A 17,475-nucleotide genomic window follows, 5' to 3' on the forward strand; every position below is an offset into this window, starting at 1 on the left:
AAGCAGGCGAGGAGGGCCCTCGTCAGCCCGCGCGACGCTCGTCGGCGCCGTTCACCCGCGAGGGGCGTACGGCGATCCCGCGACTCCGGTCGCGCGGCGGCGGCGCGGTCGCGTGCCGGGTGATCGGCCGGCCGCTCTCCAGGGCCCGCGCCAGCCGCGCGGCGGCCGCCTCGCGATCCACCTCCACGGTGCGCTCCCGGCCCAGCCAGCCGACCCACAGCATGGCCACGAACGCCACGACGACGGGGGGCGCCAGCCACCACAGGATCTCCACGGGTGCGAGCCTACGGATCACCGGTGCGCCACGGCGCGCGACACGCTAGGGGGTGCCGACCCACTCCTCGCTGCCGTCGCCGAAGCGCTGGTGCTTCCAGATCGGCACCTCGTCCTTGAGCGTGTCGATGAGCGCACGGGAGGCGTCGAACGCCTCACCGCGGTGCGCCCCGGTGGTGGCGACGATGACGGCGACGTCGCCGATCGCCAGGGTCCCGACCCGGTGCACCGCGGCGACCCCGTGCACGTCGTACTCCGCGGCGACGCGCTCGCAGACCTCGCGCATCCGGTCCAGCGCCGTCGGGTGGGCGGTGTAGTCCAGCCCGTCGACGCTCTTGCCGCCGTCATGGTCGCGGACCCGCCCCACGAACAGGGTCAGCCCGCCGGTCGTGTCGTCATCCAGCGAGGCCACCACCTCGGCGACGTCGAGGGGGGTCTCGCGGATCTCGCAGAGCCGGATCTGGGTCACGTCGGCGAGCCTACGCGCCGTGGAGGAGGCGGGTACGGTGGAGGACATGGATGACAACGCCGACAAGCGACCCGGCGAGGGCCCCGACGACGAGCAGAACCCGTTCAAGGGCACCCCGTTCGAGCAGCTCTTCGGCATGCTCGGCGGGCTGGGCGGAGCGCCCGGCGCCCACCGTCCGGCGGGGTTCATGCCGCCGGCCGGCGCGGGCGGCCAGATGCCCGACCTGTCGGGGCTGATCGGGCAGTTCCAGGCGATGATGCAGCCCTACGACGGCCCGGTGAACTGGAACCTCGCGCTCGACACCGCGCGCAAGGTCGCCGCCCAGGAGGCCGACCCGACCCCCGGCCAGGACGCGAGGACCGCGGTCGCCGACGCCGTCCGGCTCGCGGACCACTGGCTGGACGAGACCACCGAGTTCACCGCCGGTGTGACCGGCACCGCCGCCTGGAGCCGCGCGGACTGGCTGGTCAACACCATGGAGGTCTGGAAGGGCCTGGTCACCCCGGTCGCCGAGCGCGCCACGGGGATGCTGTCGGACAACCTGCCCGAGGAGGCCCAGCAGATGGCCGGTCCCCTGCTGGGGATGCTCGGCAAGGCCACCGGGTCGATGGTCGCGATGCAGATGGGCCAGGCGCTCGGCGGTCTCGCCGGCGAGGTCCTCACCGCCTCCGACATCGGCCTGCCCCTGGGCCCGACGGGCACGGCCGCGCTGGTCCCGACCAACGTCGCCGCCTTCGCCGACGGCCTGGACGTCGAGCACGACGACGTGCTGCTCTACCTCGCGCTCCGCGAGGCGGCCCACCAGCGACTGTTCGCCAACGTGCCGTGGCTGCGCGACCACCTGATCGGCGCGGTCACCGACTTCGCCCGAGGCATCGAGATCGACGTCTCGGGGATGCAGGAGCAGATCCAGGGGCTCAACCCGATGGACCCCGCAGCCTTCCAGCAGGCGATGGAGGGCGGGCTCTTCGACCCGCGCACCTCGCCCCAGCAGAAGGCCGCCCTCGAGCGGCTGGAGACCACGCTGGCACTGGTCGAGGGCTGGGTCGACGAGGTCGTCGGTCAGGCGACCGCGCAGCGGATGCCCGCGGCGGGCAAGCTCGCCGAGGCGGTCCGCCGCCGTCGTGCGGCCGGCGGCCCGGCGGAGCAGGCCTTCGCCCAGCTGGTCGGGCTCGAGCTGCGGCCGCGCCGGCTCCGCGACGCCTCCACCCTGTGGGGCTCGCTGCGGGACCGGCAGGGCGCGGAGGCGCGCGACGGCGTGTGGATGTCGCCGCACCTGCTGCCCACCGCCGCGGACCTCGACGACCCGCTGGGGTTCCGGGAGGGCGCCACCGCGCCCGAGCAGCTGTCGGAGGCCGACTTCGACGCCGAGCTGTCCAAGCTCCTCGACGAGGGCATGGGCGGGGCGTCCGAGGGGCCGACGGAGCCCGGCACCGACTCGTGAGCCGGCTGCACGCCGACGCGCTCGGGGTGCTCTCGGCATGGGAGCCGCCGACCGCGGAGCAGGCTCGCCTGCGCGACCGGTACGTCGCCCACCTCGACCGTCACCCCGACGGGATGACCCGCGCCTGCTTCCCCGACCACCTCACCGCAGGGACCCTGGTCCTCTCCGCCGACGGCGACGCGGTCCTGCTCAACCTGCACCGCAAGGCCGGCCGCTGGTTCCACTTCGGCGGCCACTGCGAGGACGGCGACGACTCGCTCGCCGCGGTCGCCGAGCGGGAGGCGCGGGAGGAGTCCGGTCTCGACGGTCTCGGGGTGACCGTCGTACCCCTCCAGCTGTCCGAGCACACGGTGGCCTTCTGCGACCCGCGCGGACCGGTGCAGCACCTCGACGTCCGCTACGCCGCGATCGCCCCCGAGGGCGCCGTGCCCGCGACGAGTGAGGAGTCGCTGGACGTGCGCTGGTGGCGGCTGGACGACCCGGATCTTCCCGACCTGGAGCCGGAGCTGCTCGAGCTCGCGGCGCTGGCGCGCGACGCTCTGCTCCCTCGGGGCTGAGCCCGCACTCAGTCGTCCCGGTCGGGCCCCGGCGGCGCCTCCATGTTCCAGGCGTCGGACCAGCCCAGCAGGTAGCCCTGCGCCCGCTCGGCCCGGGGGTATCGGTTGACCCATGCCCAGAAGCTCTCGTCGTGGCCGGGCTCGAGGAAGTGCGCGAGCTCGTGCACGATCACGTAGTCGACCACCCAGCGCGGCATCCCCTCCAGCCGACGCGACAGCCGGATGGCCCGGTCGCCCGGGCTGCAGGACCCCCACCGCGACTGCTGGTTGTCCACCCAGCGCACCGACTCCGGCGTCGCCATCCCGCCGAACCAGTCGTCGTTCAGGCGCACCGCACGCGCCAGCAGGTCGGGGTCCGAGGGGGCCGGCATGGCCCCACGCTAGCGGCTGCGCGACCCGCTCGCCGGGCTCACAGGCGGGCGCCCGCCCAGGCGAGCAGCCGGTCCCGCTCCCAGGTGTTGACGATCCGCTCCGGCCCGATGCCGGCCTCCTCGGCCCTCGCGCAGCCGTAGTCGAGCATGTCGAGCTGGCCGGGCGCGTGGGCGTCGGAGTCGATGGAGAACAGGCAGCCGATGTCCCGGGCGAGCTCGAGCAGGCGGGTCGGCGGGTCGCGCCGCTCGGGCCGGCTGTTGATCTCCACCGCGACGCCCTCCTCCGCGCACGCCTCGAAGACGCGGACGGCGTCGAAGTCGCTCGGCGGACGAGTGCCGCGATTGCCCGTCACCAACCGGCCGGTGCAGTGCCCGAGCACGTTGACGAACGGGTTCCGCACCGCGCCCAGCATCCGGCGGGTCATCGGCTCGGCGTCCATCCGGAGCTTGGAGTGCACGCTGGCGACCCGCACGTCCAGGCGGCCCAGCATCTCCTCGGTCTGGTCCAGGCCGCCGTCGTCGAGGATGTCCACCTCGATCCCCCTCAGCAGGGTGAACCCGGTGCCGTCCAGGTGCTCGTTGACCGCGTCGATCACGCCGAGCTGCTTCTCCAGCCGCGCCGCGGAGAGCCCGTTGGCCACCGTCAGGCGCGGCGAGTGGTCGGTGAGCACGAGGTACTCGTGCCCCAGCTCGATCGCGGTGAAGGCCATCTCCTCCAGCGGCGAGCCGCCGTCGGACCAGTCCGAGTGCGAGTGACAGTCGCCGCGTACGGCGGCCCGCAGCTCCCGTCCGCCCGCCGCCAGCGGCCCGGCGTACCTCTCCTCCAGAGCGGCCAACCGCTCGGGGACCTCGCCCCGCGCCGCCGCCTCGACCACCGCGGCCGTGCTCGGGCCGATCCCCGCCAGCTCGGTCAGGGTGCCCTCCCCGACGCGGCGCTGCAGCTCCTCGTCGGGAAGCGCGAGGATCGTCGCCGCCGCCTGGCGGAACGCCTGGATCCGGCGGGTCTCCTCCCGACCGCGCTCCATGAGGAAGGCGATCCGGCGCAGCGCGGCGACCGGTCCCGGGGCGGATGTGCTCACGGTGGTTTCCTTCCACAGCCGGTGGACGAGAAGTGGGCAGGTCAGGCGCGGGTACGCCGCCTCGCTGCGCCAGTTTTCCACAGCCGTCATCCCCAGGGGAGCCCGCCTCTCCCCAGCCCCGGCCGCTCTGTCCCGAGGTTCTCCACAGGCGTGTGCACAGCCGTCGAGGAGCGGCGTTGACGGCGGCACCCGGCCCCTGCCAGGGTGGTGCGACCAGGGGCTCCGACCGCTCCGGTGGACGTTCGCAAGGGGAAGGCAAACGACCACCACCGTGGCCGGGGCCCCTGCGCTGTGTAGGGTCACGGGGACGGGCTTCCCTGCCCACCCCCGTCGGCCATGAGATGCGATCGGCAAGGAGGCCGAGATGGCGGAGACCTGGAGCGGCGAGTTCTACTGCGTCAAGTGCAAGGACAAGCGCGAGGCGGAGGGCGAGGTTCGCGTCAACGACAAGGGCACCAAGATGGCCAAGGCCGTCTGCCCGGTCTGCGGCACGAACCTCAACCGGATCCTGGGCCGCGTCTGACCCTGGCCGCGAGGCGCCTGTGGACAACGGCTCGGCCGCACCGCTGCGGTCTGGCAGGCTCCCCGGCATGACCGCTGAGCGCCCACGACCGGTGCTGCGCCCCGGCCTCCGGCTGGCCCGGCGCTGCGACGGCCACCTGCAGGCCGGCCTGAGCCCGGCCCTGCGCTCCGGGCTGCCCGACACTCCCCTGGGCCGGCGGCTCGCCCGGGCGCTGCACCAGCTCGACGCCGACCCGCCCGAGGGAGCGGACGGCCTGCTGGTGCGGCTGGCCGGACTGCTGGTCGACGGCCGCGAGCTGGCCCGGACCCTGGAGGAGCATCCCGACCAGGGGCCCGAGGTGGCGGCGGCCTACCACCGGCACGGCGCCGCGGCCCGCTCCCGATGGCGGCACCGGGCCGACGTACGCGTCCAGGTCACCGGCCCCGAGGGCTGGCGCGAGGTCGCCTCCTCGCTGCTCGCCCGTCAGGGCATCGGGCTCGTCCCCTCCGATCGGCCCGGCGACCTGCGCCTGCTCCTGCATGTCGGCGAGCCGTCGGCCGCGCTCGCCGACCCCCTCCTGCGCGCCGGGATGCCGCACCTGTGGGCGGGCACCAGTGCCGGAGAGGTCGGCCTCGGCCCGTTCGTCGACCCCGGCCGCACACCCTGCCGCCGGTGCGTCGTGGCCGACTTGAGCGGGCGCGACCCGGGGCACGCGCTGCTGCGCGAGCAGTACGTCGACCCGGTCGGCGACGTCCCGGAGCCGGTCGACCCCGCCCTGATGACGATGGCGGTGGCGTGGGCGGTGCGCGACGTGGTGACCTGGGTCGACGGCTCGGTGCCGTCCAGCTGGGGTGCCACCATCCAGCTCCCGGTCGAGGGCGCGCCGCGCGAGCAGCGCCATCGCCGCCAGCCCGAGTGCGGCTGCAGCTGGACCCAGGGCTGGCGCGCCGGCTGACTCACCAGAACTCGGAGTCCAGCTTCCCCTCCATCGACCGCAGGTTCTCCCGCGAGCAGGAGTCGCAGAAGGCCTTGCGCCGGTCGTTCTCCACCGCGAACGTCCAGGTGAGCGTCGCGGCGCCCTCCTCGGCCCGCCGGCCGCAGAAGTCGCAGGTGAGCATGCAGCCAATCTACGCCGTACCCCCGCCAGGGTACGGCGAAGGGCCGGGGCTCCGCCTCGACGGCGGCGCCCCCGGCCCTCTCGTGATGCGACCAGGAGAGGTGCTCTCCCCTAGAGCGCGCGGGCGAGCGCGAGCCGGGCTCGCATCGCGGCACGCTCCGCCTTGCGGCTCAGGCGCCGGGCTCGGACCAGCTGGCCGACGCGCCTGGCTTCGTGCGCCTCTCCCAGGCGCGCGGACATCTGTGCGCGCGCCAGATCTTCTGCGATGAGATACATGATCGGGTGTCCGTTCTGGTTCATGGATGGATGTCTTTCCCGGTCGGGCCGCTCAGGCGGCGGAGGTGCCGGTGTTCATCGGGTCGTCCTTCCGGGGCCGCCCCCGGGGCCGCTTGCGCGGTACGACGACTCCCCGCTCGAACAGCTGGCCGCCCCAGACGCCCCAGGGCTCGGACCGCTCGAGGGCGCCGGCCAGGCACAGCTGCTGTACCGGGCAGTCCCGGCACAGCTCCTTGGCGTACTCCACGTCCGCCGGGGTGTCGGCGAACCACAGCTCGGGGTCGAAGACCCGGCAGGGCAACCGCTCCTGGTCCACGTGACCCGCCGCATCGTGGAGACCGCCGAGAGTCGTGCCGGCGCCGAGCGCCGCTCCGTGGTCGATGATGCTGATGGTCATGTGTGTCACCTCCTTCTCCTGATTCCTGGTCGCTGCTGGTGGTGGGACTCGCGGAAAACAAAAAGGCCGCGGATCCCGGTCTGTGGGATCCGCGGCCTGGAGGCGCCGGTGCTGAACTGTGTCAACAGACCGGTGGTCTCCAGGCGGGAAGACCCACGTAGACGCCCTCGGTGGCGCCGAACACATCGGTGGCCGGGCACTCGATGAGGCCCAGGGCACGGACGCGCGCAGGCATGCCGAAGACGGACGGGTTCGCCGTCCGGATGATCGTCAAGGACTTGCTCATTCGTGCCACCTCCTTCGGTGCTCGGGCGCCGCACGTGCCAGGTGCGTCTGCGCGGGTGTGCGTGACGGGAGAGAAACTACTCCCCCGGGGATGTAATGAGCAAACTATTTTATGGGTATTTCGTCGGAGATTTCGCTGCCGGTCGCCTCCGGGTGCGCGGCGACCACGGCGAGCAGCTCCTCGCCGTACTTCTCCAGCTTCGTCCGGCCGATCCCGCTCACCCGGAGCAGCCCCTCCTCCGTCTCCGGTCGCTGCTCGGCGACCAGCTGGAGCGTGGCGTCGTTGAAGACCACGAACGCCGGCACGCTCTCGGCGTCGGCCGTCTCCTTGCGCCAGGAGCGCAGCGCCTCGAAGAGCGCCTCGTCGTAGGACGCCGGGCAGTCGGAGCAGCGCAGCGCCTTCTTCTCCGCAGCAGTGGTCAACGGCCGGCCGCACTCCCGGCAGGTGCGTGCGCCCCGGCCGCGGCTCGATGACCTCGAGCGCTCGGCCGAGGCGAGCATCTCGCTGGGCAGCAGGCCGTCGAGGAACCGCGAGGGCTTGCGGCTCTGCCGCCCTCCCGGATGGCGCGCCAGTGCCCAGGACAGGGCCAGGTGGCGGCGGGCCCGGGTGACGCCGACGTAGAGCAGCCGGCGCTCCTCCTCGATCGCCGCCGAGGTCTTGGCGTAGGTGATCGGCAGCGTCCCGTCGACCAGGCCGCACACCAGGACCGCCTCCCACTCCAGGCCCTTGGCCGCGTGCAGCGTCGCCAGCGTCACCCCGTCGGCGACCGGGGCGTGCTGCTCCTCGGCCCGCCGGTCCAGGTCGGCGACGAACGCCGTGAGGTCGCCCCCGTCCCGGGAGGCGAGGTCGGCTGCCTGGTCGACCAGCGCCTGGAGCGACTCCCACCGGTCCCTGGCCTGGCCGCGGGCGCCGGGCGCCTCGACCGTCCAGCCCATCCCGGCGAGCACGGCGCGTACGTCGTCGACCAGGACGCCGCTGCCCTCACCGGAGCGGGCGGCTCCGCGCAGGAGCGTCACCGCCTGCCGGACCTCGGGCCGGTCGAAGAACCTCGCCGCGCCGCGGATCGTGTAGGGGATGCCGCGACTGCCCAGCGCCTCCTCGAACACCTCGGACTGGGCGTTGATGCGGAACAGGATCGCGATGCCGGACAGCGGGACCCCGGAGTCGCGCAGCGCGGCGACCCGGTCGGCGGCCGCGGCCGCCTCGGCGACCTCGTCCGGGCTGGGAGTCAGCGTCACCTCGGGTCCGGCGGGGAGCTGGGGCTGCAGCCGCACGCCGGGTGTCCCGGACCCCGCGAGCACCGAGTTCGCCGCGGTGACCACCTGCGGGGTCGAGCGGTAGTTGCGGACCAGCTCGACCGAGGTGGTCCGCGGGAACCGCTGCGGGAAGTCCAGGAGATGGTCGGCGCGGGCCCCGGCAAAGGAGTAGATCGTCTGCGCCGGGTCGCCCACCACGCACAGCTCGTCCCGGTCGCCGAGCCAGAGGTCCAGCAGCGTCGACTGCAGCGGCGAGACGTCTTGGAACTCGTCCACCACGAAGTGGTGGTACTGGCGGCGGATGGCGGCCGCGACCCGCTCGTCGTCGGCGAGGAGTCCGGCGGTCAGGAGGAGCACATCCTCCATGTCCATCCGCCCCTGCTCGCGCTTGACCTGCTCGTAGGACGCGTAGACCTTGGCCACGCTCGCCGCGTCCAGGCCGGCCACCTCGCGCTCCCGGCGCTCGGCGACGCCGGCGTAGTCGTCGGGACGCAGATTGCTGACCTTGGCCCACTCGACCTCGCCCGCGAGGTCGCGGAGCAGGGCCTGGTCGGCCTTGAGCCGCAGCCCGCGGGTGGCCGCCGCCAGCATCCCGATCTTGGACTCGATCAGCTCCGGCAGCGCCGACCCGCGGGCCTGCGGCCAGAAGTAGCGCAGCTGGCGCAGGGCTGCGGAGTGGAAGGTGCGCGCCTGCACGGGGCCGGCGCCGAGCGCCCGCAGCCGGGCCCGCATCTCCCCCGCGGCACGGGTGGTGAAGGTGACCGCCAGCACGTTGGTGGGCTGGTAGACGCCGGTGCTGACGCCGTAGGCGATCCGGTGGGTGATCGCCCGGGTCTTGCCGGTGCCGGCACCGGCCAGTACCCGCACCGGCCCGTGCAGCGCCTCGGCGACCTGGCGCTGCTCGGGGTCGAGCGCGGCCAGCAGGTCCTCGGAGCCCGGCACGGAACAACTCCTCATCGTCGACGGTTGCGTCAGGGTGGCGACCACCCGGTGCCACGACCCTAGACGTCGGAGGGGACACTCCCGAGATGACCTTCACCATGTACAGCACCCCGTGGTGCGGCTACTGCCACCGGCTCAAGGGGCAGCTGCAGCGCGAGGGCATCGAGTTCGAGACCGTGGACATCGAGCAGGACCCCGCCGCGGCCCGAATCGTGATGGACGTCAACGGCGGCAACCAGACGGTGCCGACCCTGGTCTTCAGCGACGGCAGCTCGATGACCAACCCGCCGCTGGCCCAGGTGAAGGAGAAGCTCGCCGAGCTCGGCTGAGCCCCGGCGTCACCAGCCCGAGGACTCCACGGGGGCGCCGTACCAGTCCTGGATCAGCGAGGACGAGATCGAGACGCCCTGCGGTACGGCGATCTCGCCGGACTCGGTCGCCCGGCCGAAGTCCTCGCGGCTGAACCACCGCGCGTGCGCGATCTCGCTGCCGTCGACGTGGATCTCGCGGCTCGTGGCGTGCGCCACGAAGCCGATCATCACGCTCGCCGGCAGCGGCCACGGCTGGTTGCCGAAGTAGTCGACCCGGCCGACCTCGACGCCGACCTCCTCGAGCACCTCGCGGCGTACCGCGTCCTCGAAGGACTCCCCCGGCTCGAGGAAACCGGCGAGGGTGGAGTAGCGGTTCTCCGGCCAGGATGCCTGCCGGCCGAGCAGCACCTCGCCGGTCTCGTCGTCCACCACCGCCATGATCACCGCCGGGTCGGTGCGCGGGAACTGCGGCCGCCCGCAGGAGGTGCAGCGCAGCTCGTGTCCGCCGCGGCGCGGCTCCAGCACACCGCCGCAGCGCGGGCAGTGCCGGGTCACCCGGCGCCACTCGGCCAGGCCCACCGCGTGGAAGAGCCACGGGGCCTCGTCGTGGTGGCCCATGAGGTGGGCGAACGCGCCGCGCAGGCCTACCCACTCGCCCTCGGGCGCGTCCTCGGGGTCGACCAGCACCGCGAACCGGGTGACGCCGTCGCGATCGCCGAGCAGGATCCGCTCGCCGTCGGGCGCCTCGTCCGGGGACAGCCAGCGCGGCGCGCCGTCGACCAGCTCCAGGCGCGCCCCGGCCAGCACGAGCACGCGGGTCGACGGGTCGGCCCAGCGCTCGGCCAGCCAGGCGTCGTCGGTGCGGTGCAGGCCCTCGCGGTTGTGCGCGTGGGCCGACAGCGCCAGGTGCGGGAGGGTCCGGTCGCTCACCACGGGAACGCTACTGGGTTAGGTTGCGCGGGTGAGCACCCACATCGGCGCCGAGCCCGGCCAGATCGCCCCCGTCGTCCTCCTGCCCGGTGACCCGCTGCGGGCCCGCTGGATCGCGGAGACGTTCCTCGAGGACGCCGAGTGCTACTCCGAGGTGCGGGGGATGTACGGCTACACCGGCACCTGGGGCGGCCGCCGCGTGTCGGTCCAGGGCTCGGGGATGGGGCAGCCCTCGATGGCGATCTACGTCAACGAGCTGTTGGACGAGTACGGCGTCTCCACCATCGTCCGGGTGGGCTCGTGCGGCGCGCTCTCCGAGCGGCTGGCCGTGCGCGACCTGGTGCTCGCGTCGGGTGCCTGCACCGACTCCTCGATGAACCGGATCCGCTTCGACGGACTGGACTACGCCCCGGTCGCCGACTTCGGCCTGCTGCGCGGGGCCTACGACGCGGCTCAGCGCCTGTCCGGTGAGGCCGCGGTGCACGTCGGTCTGGTCTTCTCCAGCGACTCCTTCTACTCCCCCCGGCCGGAGCTGACCGCGCGGATGGTCGACTACGGCGTCCTGGCGGTCGAGATGGAGGCGAGCGCGCTCTACACCCTGTGTGCCGGGAAGGGCGCCCGGGCGCTCGCGGTGTGCACCGTCTCCGACCACGTCGTCACCGGCGAGGAGACGACCGCGCAGGAGCGCCAGGAGACCTTCGAGACGATGGTCGAGGTCGCGCTCTCCGCGGCGTTCGCGGACTGAGCCGCCTCACCCGCTGACCAGGGCTCCCAGCTCGTCGCGGCCGGGCAGGTCGTCGTGAACGACCAGCTCGTCGCTGCGCACGTAGTAGAACGCCGCGCGCACCCGCTCCACCGGCAGGCCCTCCAGCTCCGCCCACGCCAGGCGGTAGATCGCCAGCTGCAGCGGGTCGGCGGTCTGCCCCTGGTTGGTCTTCCAGTCCACGACCAGGAAGGAGCCGTCCTCCTCGCGGTAGACCGAGTCGATCCGCCCGCGCACCACCTGCCCGGCGAGCACGAGGGCGAACGGCGCCTCGATGGCGTACGGCGCCCGCTCGGCGAAGGCGCCGGCCTCGAACCGCTCCACCAGCGCGGCCAGGTCGGACTCGTCGTCGATCCCCGCGTCGGCACGGCCCGGCAGGTCGTCGGCGCCCAGCAGGGACTGCTGCCCGAAGCGGGCCTCCACCCAGGCATGGAAGCGCGTGCCGAACCGGGCCGCCGGAGCCGGCGGCCGGGGCATCGGGCGGGCCAGGTCGCGCGCGAAGCCCTCCGGGTCGTCCCGGAGCCGGGCCAGCGCGGTCGCCGACAGGCTGGACGGGAGCGGCACGTGCTGGTCCCGGGCGCCCTCGAGACGCGCCTCGGCCAGCAGTCGACCCATCGCGTCGTCCCACTCCGCGACCCTGGCGGCCTGGACCATGTCCAGCTCCGGGTCGGCCCCGGCGGGGTCGCTCGCCCGCACCAGCTCGGCGGCGGCGAGCCTGCGCGTCGCCTCCTCGCCGACGCCGGCGACCGGCCACGGCCGGGAGGTGTCCTCGTCGGCCAGCGGGTTGGGCGAGCCCTTGGCCGGCTTCTCCAGCCAGCTCTCCGGTCGCTCGCCCCAGCTCTCGAGGCACTCCCGCGCCACCTGCTGGTAGGGCGAGGGGCCGAACGGCGTCGTCCGGCCGCTCCAGAGGAAGGAGCTGATCCGCAGCCGGTGGGCGGCCCGGGTGAAGGCGACGTAGCCCAGCCGCAGCTCCTCCACCGCGTCGTGGTCCCGGGTGGCCTGGCGGTAGGCGTCCAGGGCGGGCTTGTCGAAGCCGTGCAGCTGGGGCAGGTCGTGGGCGTCGCCCCGCAGGGGCGCCGGCAGCACCGCCGGGGAGGAGATCCACAGCGTGCGCGACCGGTTGGACGGGAACCTCGTCTCGCCGACGCCGGCGAGGAAGACCGAGTCCCACTCCAGCCCCTTGGACCGGTGGACGGTGAGCAGCTTGACCGAGTCCGCCTCGGTCGGGGTCGCCACGTCGAGGCCGTTGCCCGCGTCGTCCTCGGCGGTGAGGTAGGCGAGCAGGGCCGGCAGCGTGACGTCACCGTCGACCGCCTGGAACTCCGCGACCGCCTTGACGAAGAGGTCCAGGTTGTCCCGGCGGGCCGCGGCCGCCGAGCCCACCGCGGATGCGAGCTCGACGTCGACGCCCGTGGTGTCGATGATCCGGCGTACGACGTCCAGCAGCGGCTCACCCGCGTGCGCGCGCAGCATCCGCAGCTCGGCCGCCAGCAGCGCGAAGCGCTCGCGCGCCTCCTCGGAGTAGGACCAGTCCTCCCCCGGGTCCTCCAGCGCGTCGCTGAGCGCGGGCAGCTCCGTGGGGTCGATGCCGTCGGCGATGGCGACCAGCGCCTCGGTGATGGCGGCCGGGTCCGACGAGCGCCCGCGGCCCCCGGCCAGCTCGTCGGCGCGCTGGGCCAGCAGCCGCAGGTCGCGGGGGCCGATCGCCCACCGCGGCCCGGTGAGCAGGGTCAGCAGGGCGGCGTTGGCGGTGACGTCGTGCAGGAGGTGCAGCACCGCCACCACCTCCGCCACCTCGGGCAGCCGCAGCAGACCGGAGAGGCCGACGATCTCGACCGGGATCCCCGCGGTGGTGAGCGCGTCGAAGACCTCCTCGGCGTGGCCGTTGTCGCGGGTCAGCACGCCGATGTCCGACCAGCGGTCGGTGTGCGCCTCGCGGACCCTCTCCACCAAGGCGTCCAGCTCCTCGCGGTGGGTCTCGAAGACCGCGACCTGCACCTCCCCCTCGGCGGCGCCCGGCTTGGGCTCCAGCGGCAGGACCTGAGGCAGGGCGTCGTAGAGCGGCTGGGCCAGCTCGTTGGCGACCGCCAGGATCCGGCGGTCCGAGCGCCGGTTGACGGTCAGCGGGTAGGTCACCACCTCGCCGGCTGCGGCAGGGAAGGTCTCGGGGACGCCGAGGATGTTGGAGACCGAGGCACCGCGCCAGCCGTAGATCGCCTGGTTGGGGTCGCCGACCGCGGTGACCGCATGGCCTCGGCCGTGCTCGGGATCGGGCCCGGAGAACAGCCGCGACAGCATCAGCGCCTGCGCGACCGAGGTGTCCTGGTACTCGTCGAGGAGGACGACCTTGAACCTCTCCCGCTCCAGCGCCCCGACGTCGGGCTGCTCCGCGGCCAGCCGCGCGGCGAGTGCGATCTGGTCGGAGAAGTCCATCAGCCCCAGGTCGGCCTTGAGCCGACGGTAGGACTCGACCAGCCCGAGCAGCTCCGCGCGGCGGTCGATGGCGTTGATCGCCTTCTCACAGGCCTCGCGGTGGCCCTTGCGGTTCTTGCCGGCCAGCTCCTCGGCCAGCGCCCGCTCGAAGCCGCGCCGTGCCTCGGCGTCGACCCGGCGCACGTCCTCGGCGGTGCGCAGATGCTCGCTCATCGCGCCCTCGAGGGCGAGCAGGTTCTGGATGGCGGTGGGCGGGTGGTCGGTGAGGTGGCGGACCTCGCCGGTGTAGCGGTCGACCGCGCGGGCGCCGAGCTGGTAGCGGGAGGCGTCGGTGATCACCCGGGTGTCCGGCTCGTGCCCGATCCGCAGGCCGTGGTCGGTGAGCAGCGTGGCGGCATAGGCGTTGTACGTCGCGACCGTCGGCTCCACGACGTCCTCGACCTCGTCCTCCCTGGCCCCGCGCGGAGGCTCCGCGTCCAGCACCCCCGCGTCGACCAGGGCCGCCCGGATCCGCTGGCGCAGCTCGGCGGCGGCCTTGGTGGTGAACGTCAGGCCGAGCACCTGGTCGGGTCGCACCTGGCCGGTGACCACGAGGTAGACCACCCGGGCGGCCATCAGCGTGGTCTTGCCCGACCCGGCCCCGGCGATCACGACCGCCGGCTCCAGCGGCGCCGAGATCGCCTCCCACTGCTGCGGGCTGGGGGCGTAGTCGGTGCCCATCACCTGCTGCAGCTCCTCGGGCGAGGTGATCGGGCGGGGGGTGAAGGCCGCGGTCATCGGGTGATCACCGACCCGGCGCTCTTGGCGGGACACAGCGAGACGAACGCGCACTTCTGGCAGTGCGCGCCGACCACGGCCGGGAACCGCTCGGCCCGCAGCATGGAGGCGGTCGCGGCCAGCTCAGCACGCAGCCCATCTCGCTCGGGGCCGTCCTCGCTGTGGGCGGGCTGCACCTGCACCTTGGCGTCACCCTCCTCGGTCAGGCCGATCTGGACCAGCTCGGCGCCCCCGGCCCGGGCGTCGGGGAGCCGATCGGCGACCGCGCCGTGGTCGACGGCGTACTGGTAGAGGGCGAGCTGGCGATGCTTGAGCACCTGCGGCCCGCTGGGGGCGTCGCGTCCGGTCTTGAGGTCGACCACGACGACCTGGCCGTCGTGGTCGAGCTCGAGCCGGTCGGCGTAGCCGATGAGCGTGACCTGCTCGCCCTCGGGCAGCTCCACGACGGTGCTGAACCGGGCCTCGGTGCCGACCAGGTCGCGCGGGTTGGCGTGGTGCCAGCGCAGGAACCGCTCCAGTGCCACGCGGATCCGCTCGTGCTCGCGCAGCTTGGACCAGGGGGTGCGGAACTCCAGCCGGTCCCACACCGCGTCGACGTGCTCCATCAGCAGGTCGGCGTCCTCGGGGCCGGCCACGATCTCTCCGGAGGCGACCCGCTCGGCGAGGGCGTGCATGATCTGGCCCAGGTTGGCGGACTGGTGGGCGCGCGCGACGCCGCCCGCCTCCTGCTCGAGGAACCACTGCGTGGGGCAGACCATCAGCTGCTCCAGCACGCTCGCGGACACCGGGACGGGCGCATCGGGGTCGCGGACCGGGGTGAGCGACTGCGACGACGACCGCGCCCCCCACCAGGTGGCCGGGTCGGCCTGCGGCACCAGCTGGCGACCGCCGGCGGCCTCCCGCGCCAGCGCGGCCAGCCGCCGGGCCGCCGCACGCCGGAGCGGCTCGTCGGTGGCCGGGTCGGCCAGGGTCCGCCGCAGGTCCGCCACCAGGCCCGTCAGCGACAGCGGCCGCGGCGGGCGCCCGACCACGTGCTGGGGCTCGACGCCGAGCTCGCCCACGAACCGCGACGGCTGCTCGCCGTCCTCGTCGGGTGACTGCACGGCGGTCACCACCAGCCGCTGCCGGGCCCGGGTGCAGGCGACGTAGAACAGCCGGCGCTCCTCCATCAGCAGCTCGCGCACGCTCGCCGGCGGCTGCACCCCGTCGGTGCCGATCCGGTCGGCCTGCAGGAGCGTGGCCCGCCGCCGCAGGTCCGGCCATCCGTCCTGCTGGACGTGGGCGACGACCACCAGCCGCCACTCCAGGCCCTTGGACCGGTGGGCCGTGAGCAGGCGTACGGCAGATCCGCGAACCCCGCGCTCGGCGAGCGTGTCACCCGGGATCTCCTGGGCGACCAGGGTCTCCAGGAACGCGCGGACCCCGGCATGGTCCCGGCGCTCCTCGGCGCGGGCCGCGGCCTCGAAGAGGGCCACGATCGCATCCAGGTCGCGGTGCGCCCGGCGAGCCGCTCCCCCGCCGGCCTCGACGCCTCGGCGCAGCCGCGCCGGCCAGGACGTGCCCGACCACAGGGCCCACAGGACCTCCTCGGCCGTCCCGCCCTCGACCATCGTGGTCCTGGCACGGTCGAGCAGGTCGGTGAGGGCACGAGCGCGGTGTGCCTCCGGACCCTCGACGCCGTCGAGGATCCGGGGGTCGGCGACGACCTGCCGCACCAGCTCGCGCGAGGGGCGGGCCGTGCGCTCCTCGGCGTGGGCGCGCTCCTTCTCCCGGACCCGCAGCCGTCGGGCCAGGCGCCGCAGCGCCCCGGCGTCCAGTCCGCCCAGCGGCCCCACGAGCAGCGCCTCGGCGCGACTGTGGTCGATGAAGTCCACGTGCTCGGGGTCGTCGACCTCGATGTGCACCACCGCACGCAGGGCGTCGAGCAGCGGCAGCACAGCGGGGTCCTCGACGAGGGGCACGTCGTCACCGGCCACCTCGACCGGCACGCCGGCCGCACCCAGCGAGCGGCGCAGGCCGGGGATGGACCCGCGGCCGGAGCGGACCAGGACGGCCATCTCGTCCCAGCCGATGCCGTCCTCCAGGTGGGCCCGGCGCAGCAGGTCGGCCAGGTGCTCGGCCTCGGCCCGGTCGGTGTCGAAGGTGCGCACCTCCACCCGGCCGGTGCCCAGCCCGGGGGCGTCCGCGACCGGCTCGAGGAAGGCCTGCCGTGCCTCCTCGGGGATGCTGCCGGGCAGGCCGAGCCGCGCGGCGACCCGCTGGGAGGCGAGCAGCAGGTGGGCGCCGAAGCGGCGCGTGGTGCGCAGCGCGACCACGTCCGCCGGTCGTCCATCGGCGTGGGGGAACTCGCGGGGGAAGTCCAAGATGCCCCGCACCTCGGCTCCGCGGAAGCCGTAGATCGACTGGTGCGGGTCGCCCACGGCGACCAGGTCGCGCCCGTCGCCGGCGATCGCCCGCAGCAGGGCGACCTGCCCGGGGTCGGTGTCCTGGTACTCGTCGACGAAGACGTGCCGGAAGCGGGCCCGCAGCTCCTCGCGGTGGGCCTCGGCCTCGATGGTGGCGCGCCGGATCAGGTCCGGGTGGTCGATCGCGCTCTGCGCGTCCAGGTTGGTGAGGTACTGCTCGAGGAACAGGCCGGCCGCCTCCCACTCCGGCAGCCCCTCGGCCGCACCGAGCTCGCGCAGGCGGTGGCCGTCGATGCCCTTCTCCCGGGCGCGGGAGAGCACGGCCTGCACCTCGCGCGCGAAGCCTCGCGTGCCGACCGCCCGGCGCAGCTTCTCCGGCCAGCGCACCGCCTCGGGGTGCTCGCCCATCAGCTCGCGCAGCACCACGTCGGCCTCCGGTGCGCTCAGCAGCCGCAGCGGGGCGTCGTACAGCTCCTGAGGCGCGTAGGCGCGCACCAGGGAGTAGGCGAAGGAGTGGAACGTGGACGCGACCGGGCTGGCCACGGTGCGCCCGAGCCGGGCGGTGACCCGGTCCCGCAGCTGCTCGGCGGCCTTGCGGGAGAACGTCAGCGCGAGCACGGAGCCCGGGTCGGCGCCGCGCCGGTCGATCCGATCGACGATCGCCTCGACCAGGGTCGTGGTCTTCCCGGTCCCGGGCCCGGCGAGCACGAGCAGCGGGCCGCCGGCGTGGTCCACGACCGCCTGCTGCTGGGCGTCGAGGGTGGGCCCCACGGCCGTCTCGGCGGAGGGACGGGTGAGGACGTAGCGGGGGCCCGCGTCGGAGGGAGTCGGCGTCGAAGTCATGGCACGGGCTACCTAACCACCCGGCACCGACAGCGTCCGGGAAT

General features: G+C 74.1%; 18 protein-coding genes. 6 read left to right on the forward strand and 12 right to left on the reverse strand.

The features are described 5' to 3' along the window. Nucleotides 1-22: 22 nt before the first annotated feature. On the reverse strand, nt 23-274 hold the full coding sequence (locus K8W59_RS11895) for a hypothetical protein (protein ID WP_223394080.1): 252 nt from the start codon (nt 272-274) through the stop codon (nt 23-25). Nucleotides 275-319: 45 nt separating this feature from the next. Continuing rightward, the gene (locus K8W59_RS11900; protein ID WP_223394082.1) at nt 320-742 is read right to left on the reverse strand and encodes a molybdenum cofactor biosynthesis protein MoaE; all 423 of its coding nucleotides are present in this window, start codon (nt 740-742) and stop codon (nt 320-322) included. A 46-nt stretch (nt 743-788) separates the two neighbouring features. Here K8W59_RS11900 and K8W59_RS11905 point away from each other — a divergent pair, with 46 nt between their 5' ends. Together K8W59_RS11905 and K8W59_RS11910 are read left to right on the forward strand one after the other, a co-directional pair. Next, nucleotides 789-2,186 (forward strand): zinc-dependent metalloprotease, encoded by a 1,398-nt coding sequence (locus K8W59_RS11905; RefSeq protein WP_223394084.1) that lies wholly within the window; start codon nt 789-791, stop codon nt 2,184-2,186. Further along, nucleotides 2,183-2,743, forward strand: coding sequence for an NUDIX hydrolase (locus tag K8W59_RS11910; RefSeq protein WP_223394086.1), 561 nt, complete (start codon nt 2,183-2,185; stop codon nt 2,741-2,743). The genes K8W59_RS11905 and K8W59_RS11910 overlap by 4 nt, the downstream gene beginning before the upstream one ends. 8 nt (nt 2,744-2,751) lie before the next feature. Here the strand turns inward: K8W59_RS11910 and K8W59_RS11915 are convergent, their stop codons facing one another. Further along, nucleotides 2,752-3,114, reverse strand: coding sequence for a M48 metallopeptidase family protein (locus K8W59_RS11915; protein WP_317846266.1), 363 nt, complete (start codon nt 3,112-3,114; stop codon nt 2,752-2,754). A gap of 38 nt (nt 3,115-3,152) precedes the next feature. Then, entirely contained in the window at nt 3,153-4,193 is a 1,041-nt protein-coding gene (locus K8W59_RS11920) for a PHP domain-containing protein (protein WP_223394088.1), read from the reverse strand. A gap of 364 nt (nt 4,194-4,557) precedes the next feature. On the opposite strand from K8W59_RS11920, the gene K8W59_RS11925 reads away from it, so the two are divergent. Further along, nucleotides 4,558-4,716, forward strand: a complete 159-nt coding sequence (locus K8W59_RS11925) for a DUF5679 domain-containing protein (protein WP_223394089.1) — start codon at nt 4,558-4,560, stop codon at nt 4,714-4,716. A 67-nt stretch (nt 4,717-4,783) separates the two neighbouring features. Further along, nucleotides 4,784-5,650, forward strand: coding sequence for a hypothetical protein (locus tag K8W59_RS11930; RefSeq protein ID WP_223394091.1), 867 nt, complete (start codon nt 4,784-4,786; stop codon nt 5,648-5,650). Between the two features lies 1 nt (nt 5,651). Here the strand turns inward: K8W59_RS11930 and K8W59_RS11935 are convergent, their stop codons facing one another. From K8W59_RS11935 to K8W59_RS11955, 5 genes are all read right to left on the reverse strand, one after another. After that, on the reverse strand, nt 5,652-5,813 hold the full coding sequence (locus K8W59_RS11935) for a hypothetical protein (RefSeq protein ID WP_223394093.1): 162 nt from the start codon (nt 5,811-5,813) through the stop codon (nt 5,652-5,654). Nucleotides 5,814-5,923: 110 nt separating this feature from the next. Next, nucleotides 5,924-6,112, reverse strand: a complete 189-nt coding sequence (locus K8W59_RS11940; protein WP_223394095.1) for a hypothetical protein — start codon at nt 6,110-6,112, stop codon at nt 5,924-5,926. 28 nt (nt 6,113-6,140) lie between these two features. Further along, complete coding sequence (locus tag K8W59_RS11945) at nt 6,141-6,485, reverse strand: WhiB family transcriptional regulator (RefSeq protein WP_223394097.1); 345 nt, start codon at nt 6,483-6,485, stop codon at nt 6,141-6,143. 121 nt (nt 6,486-6,606) lie between these two features. Continuing rightward, complete coding sequence (locus K8W59_RS11950; RefSeq protein ID WP_223394099.1) at nt 6,607-6,771, reverse strand: hypothetical protein; 165 nt, start codon at nt 6,769-6,771, stop codon at nt 6,607-6,609. Nucleotides 6,772-6,875: 104 nt separating this feature from the next. Beyond that, the gene (locus tag K8W59_RS11955) at nt 6,876-8,969 is read right to left on the reverse strand and encodes an ATP-dependent DNA helicase UvrD2 (RefSeq protein ID WP_449866971.1); all 2,094 of its coding nucleotides are present in this window, start codon (nt 8,967-8,969) and stop codon (nt 6,876-6,878) included. Nucleotides 8,970-9,055: 86 nt separating this feature from the next. Here K8W59_RS11955 and K8W59_RS11960 point away from each other — a divergent pair, with 86 nt between their 5' ends. Then, nucleotides 9,056-9,298, forward strand: coding sequence for a mycoredoxin (locus tag K8W59_RS11960; RefSeq protein ID WP_223394103.1), 243 nt, complete (start codon nt 9,056-9,058; stop codon nt 9,296-9,298). A gap of 9 nt (nt 9,299-9,307) precedes the next feature. On the opposite strand, the gene nudC is transcribed toward K8W59_RS11960, so the two are convergent. After that, entirely contained in the window at nt 9,308-10,210 is a 903-nt protein-coding gene (gene nudC, locus K8W59_RS11965; RefSeq protein ID WP_223394105.1) for an NAD(+) diphosphatase, read from the reverse strand. A gap of 31 nt (nt 10,211-10,241) precedes the next feature. Between nudC and deoD the strand changes: the two genes are divergently transcribed. After that, nucleotides 10,242-10,955 carry a purine-nucleoside phosphorylase gene (gene deoD / locus K8W59_RS11970; RefSeq protein WP_223394107.1) on the forward strand — a complete coding sequence of 238 codons (714 nt, stop codon included), beginning with the start codon at nt 10,242-10,244 and terminating at the stop codon, nt 10,953-10,955. A gap of 6 nt (nt 10,956-10,961) precedes the next feature. Here deoD and K8W59_RS11975 read toward each other — a convergent pair whose 3' ends face one another. Beyond that, entirely contained in the window at nt 10,962-14,183 is a 3,222-nt protein-coding gene (locus tag K8W59_RS11975; protein ID WP_223394109.1) for an ATP-dependent DNA helicase, read from the reverse strand. Continuing rightward, a complete protein-coding gene (locus K8W59_RS11980) occupies nt 14,180-17,431 on the reverse strand; it encodes an ATP-dependent helicase (RefSeq protein WP_223394111.1) in 3,252 nt (1,083 codons plus the stop codon). Before K8W59_RS11980 ends, K8W59_RS11975 begins: the two co-directional genes overlap by 4 nt. Between the last annotated feature and the right edge of the window lie 44 nt (nt 17,432-17,475).

Origin of the sequence: Nocardioides rotundus, assembly GCF_019931675.1 — a bacterium.
Classification (GTDB): domain Bacteria; phylum Actinomycetota; class Actinomycetes; order Propionibacteriales; family Nocardioidaceae; genus Nocardioides; species Nocardioides rotundus.

What these genes read in the sequence shown, in the direction of transcription:
- K8W59_RS11960 (WP_223394103.1), top strand. Translation starts at nt 9,056, where the DNA reads ATGACCTTCACCATGTACAGCACCCCGTGGTGCGGCTACTGCCACCGG.
- K8W59_RS11935 (WP_223394093.1), bottom strand. Translation starts at nt 5,813, where the DNA reads ATGCTCACCTGCGACTTCTGCGGCCGGCGGGCCGAGGAGGGCGCCGCG.
- K8W59_RS11945 (WP_223394097.1), bottom strand. Translation starts at nt 6,485, where the DNA reads ATGACCATCAGCATCATCGACCACGGAGCGGCGCTCGGCGCCGGCACG.
- K8W59_RS11930 (WP_223394091.1), top strand. Translation starts at nt 4,784, where the DNA reads ATGACCGCTGAGCGCCCACGACCGGTGCTGCGCCCCGGCCTCCGGCTG.
- K8W59_RS11940 (WP_223394095.1), bottom strand. Translation starts at nt 6,112, where the DNA reads ATGAACCAGAACGGACACCCGATCATGTATCTCATCGCAGAAGATCTG.
- K8W59_RS11980 (WP_223394111.1), bottom strand. Translation starts at nt 17,431, where the DNA reads ATGACTTCGACGCCGACTCCCTCCGACGCGGGCCCCCGCTACGTCCTC.
- K8W59_RS11905 (WP_223394084.1), top strand. Translation starts at nt 789, where the DNA reads ATGGATGACAACGCCGACAAGCGACCCGGCGAGGGCCCCGACGACGAG.
- K8W59_RS11950 (WP_223394099.1), bottom strand. Translation starts at nt 6,771, where the DNA reads ATGAGCAAGTCCTTGACGATCATCCGGACGGCGAACCCGTCCGTCTTC.
- K8W59_RS11925 (WP_223394089.1), top strand. Translation starts at nt 4,558, where the DNA reads ATGGCGGAGACCTGGAGCGGCGAGTTCTACTGCGTCAAGTGCAAGGAC.
- K8W59_RS11915 (WP_317846266.1), bottom strand. Translation starts at nt 3,114, where the DNA reads ATGCCGGCCCCCTCGGACCCCGACCTGCTGGCGCGTGCGGTGCGCCTG.
- K8W59_RS11975 (WP_223394109.1), bottom strand. Translation starts at nt 14,183, where the DNA reads ATGACCGCGGCCTTCACCCCCCGCCCGATCACCTCGCCCGAGGAGCTG.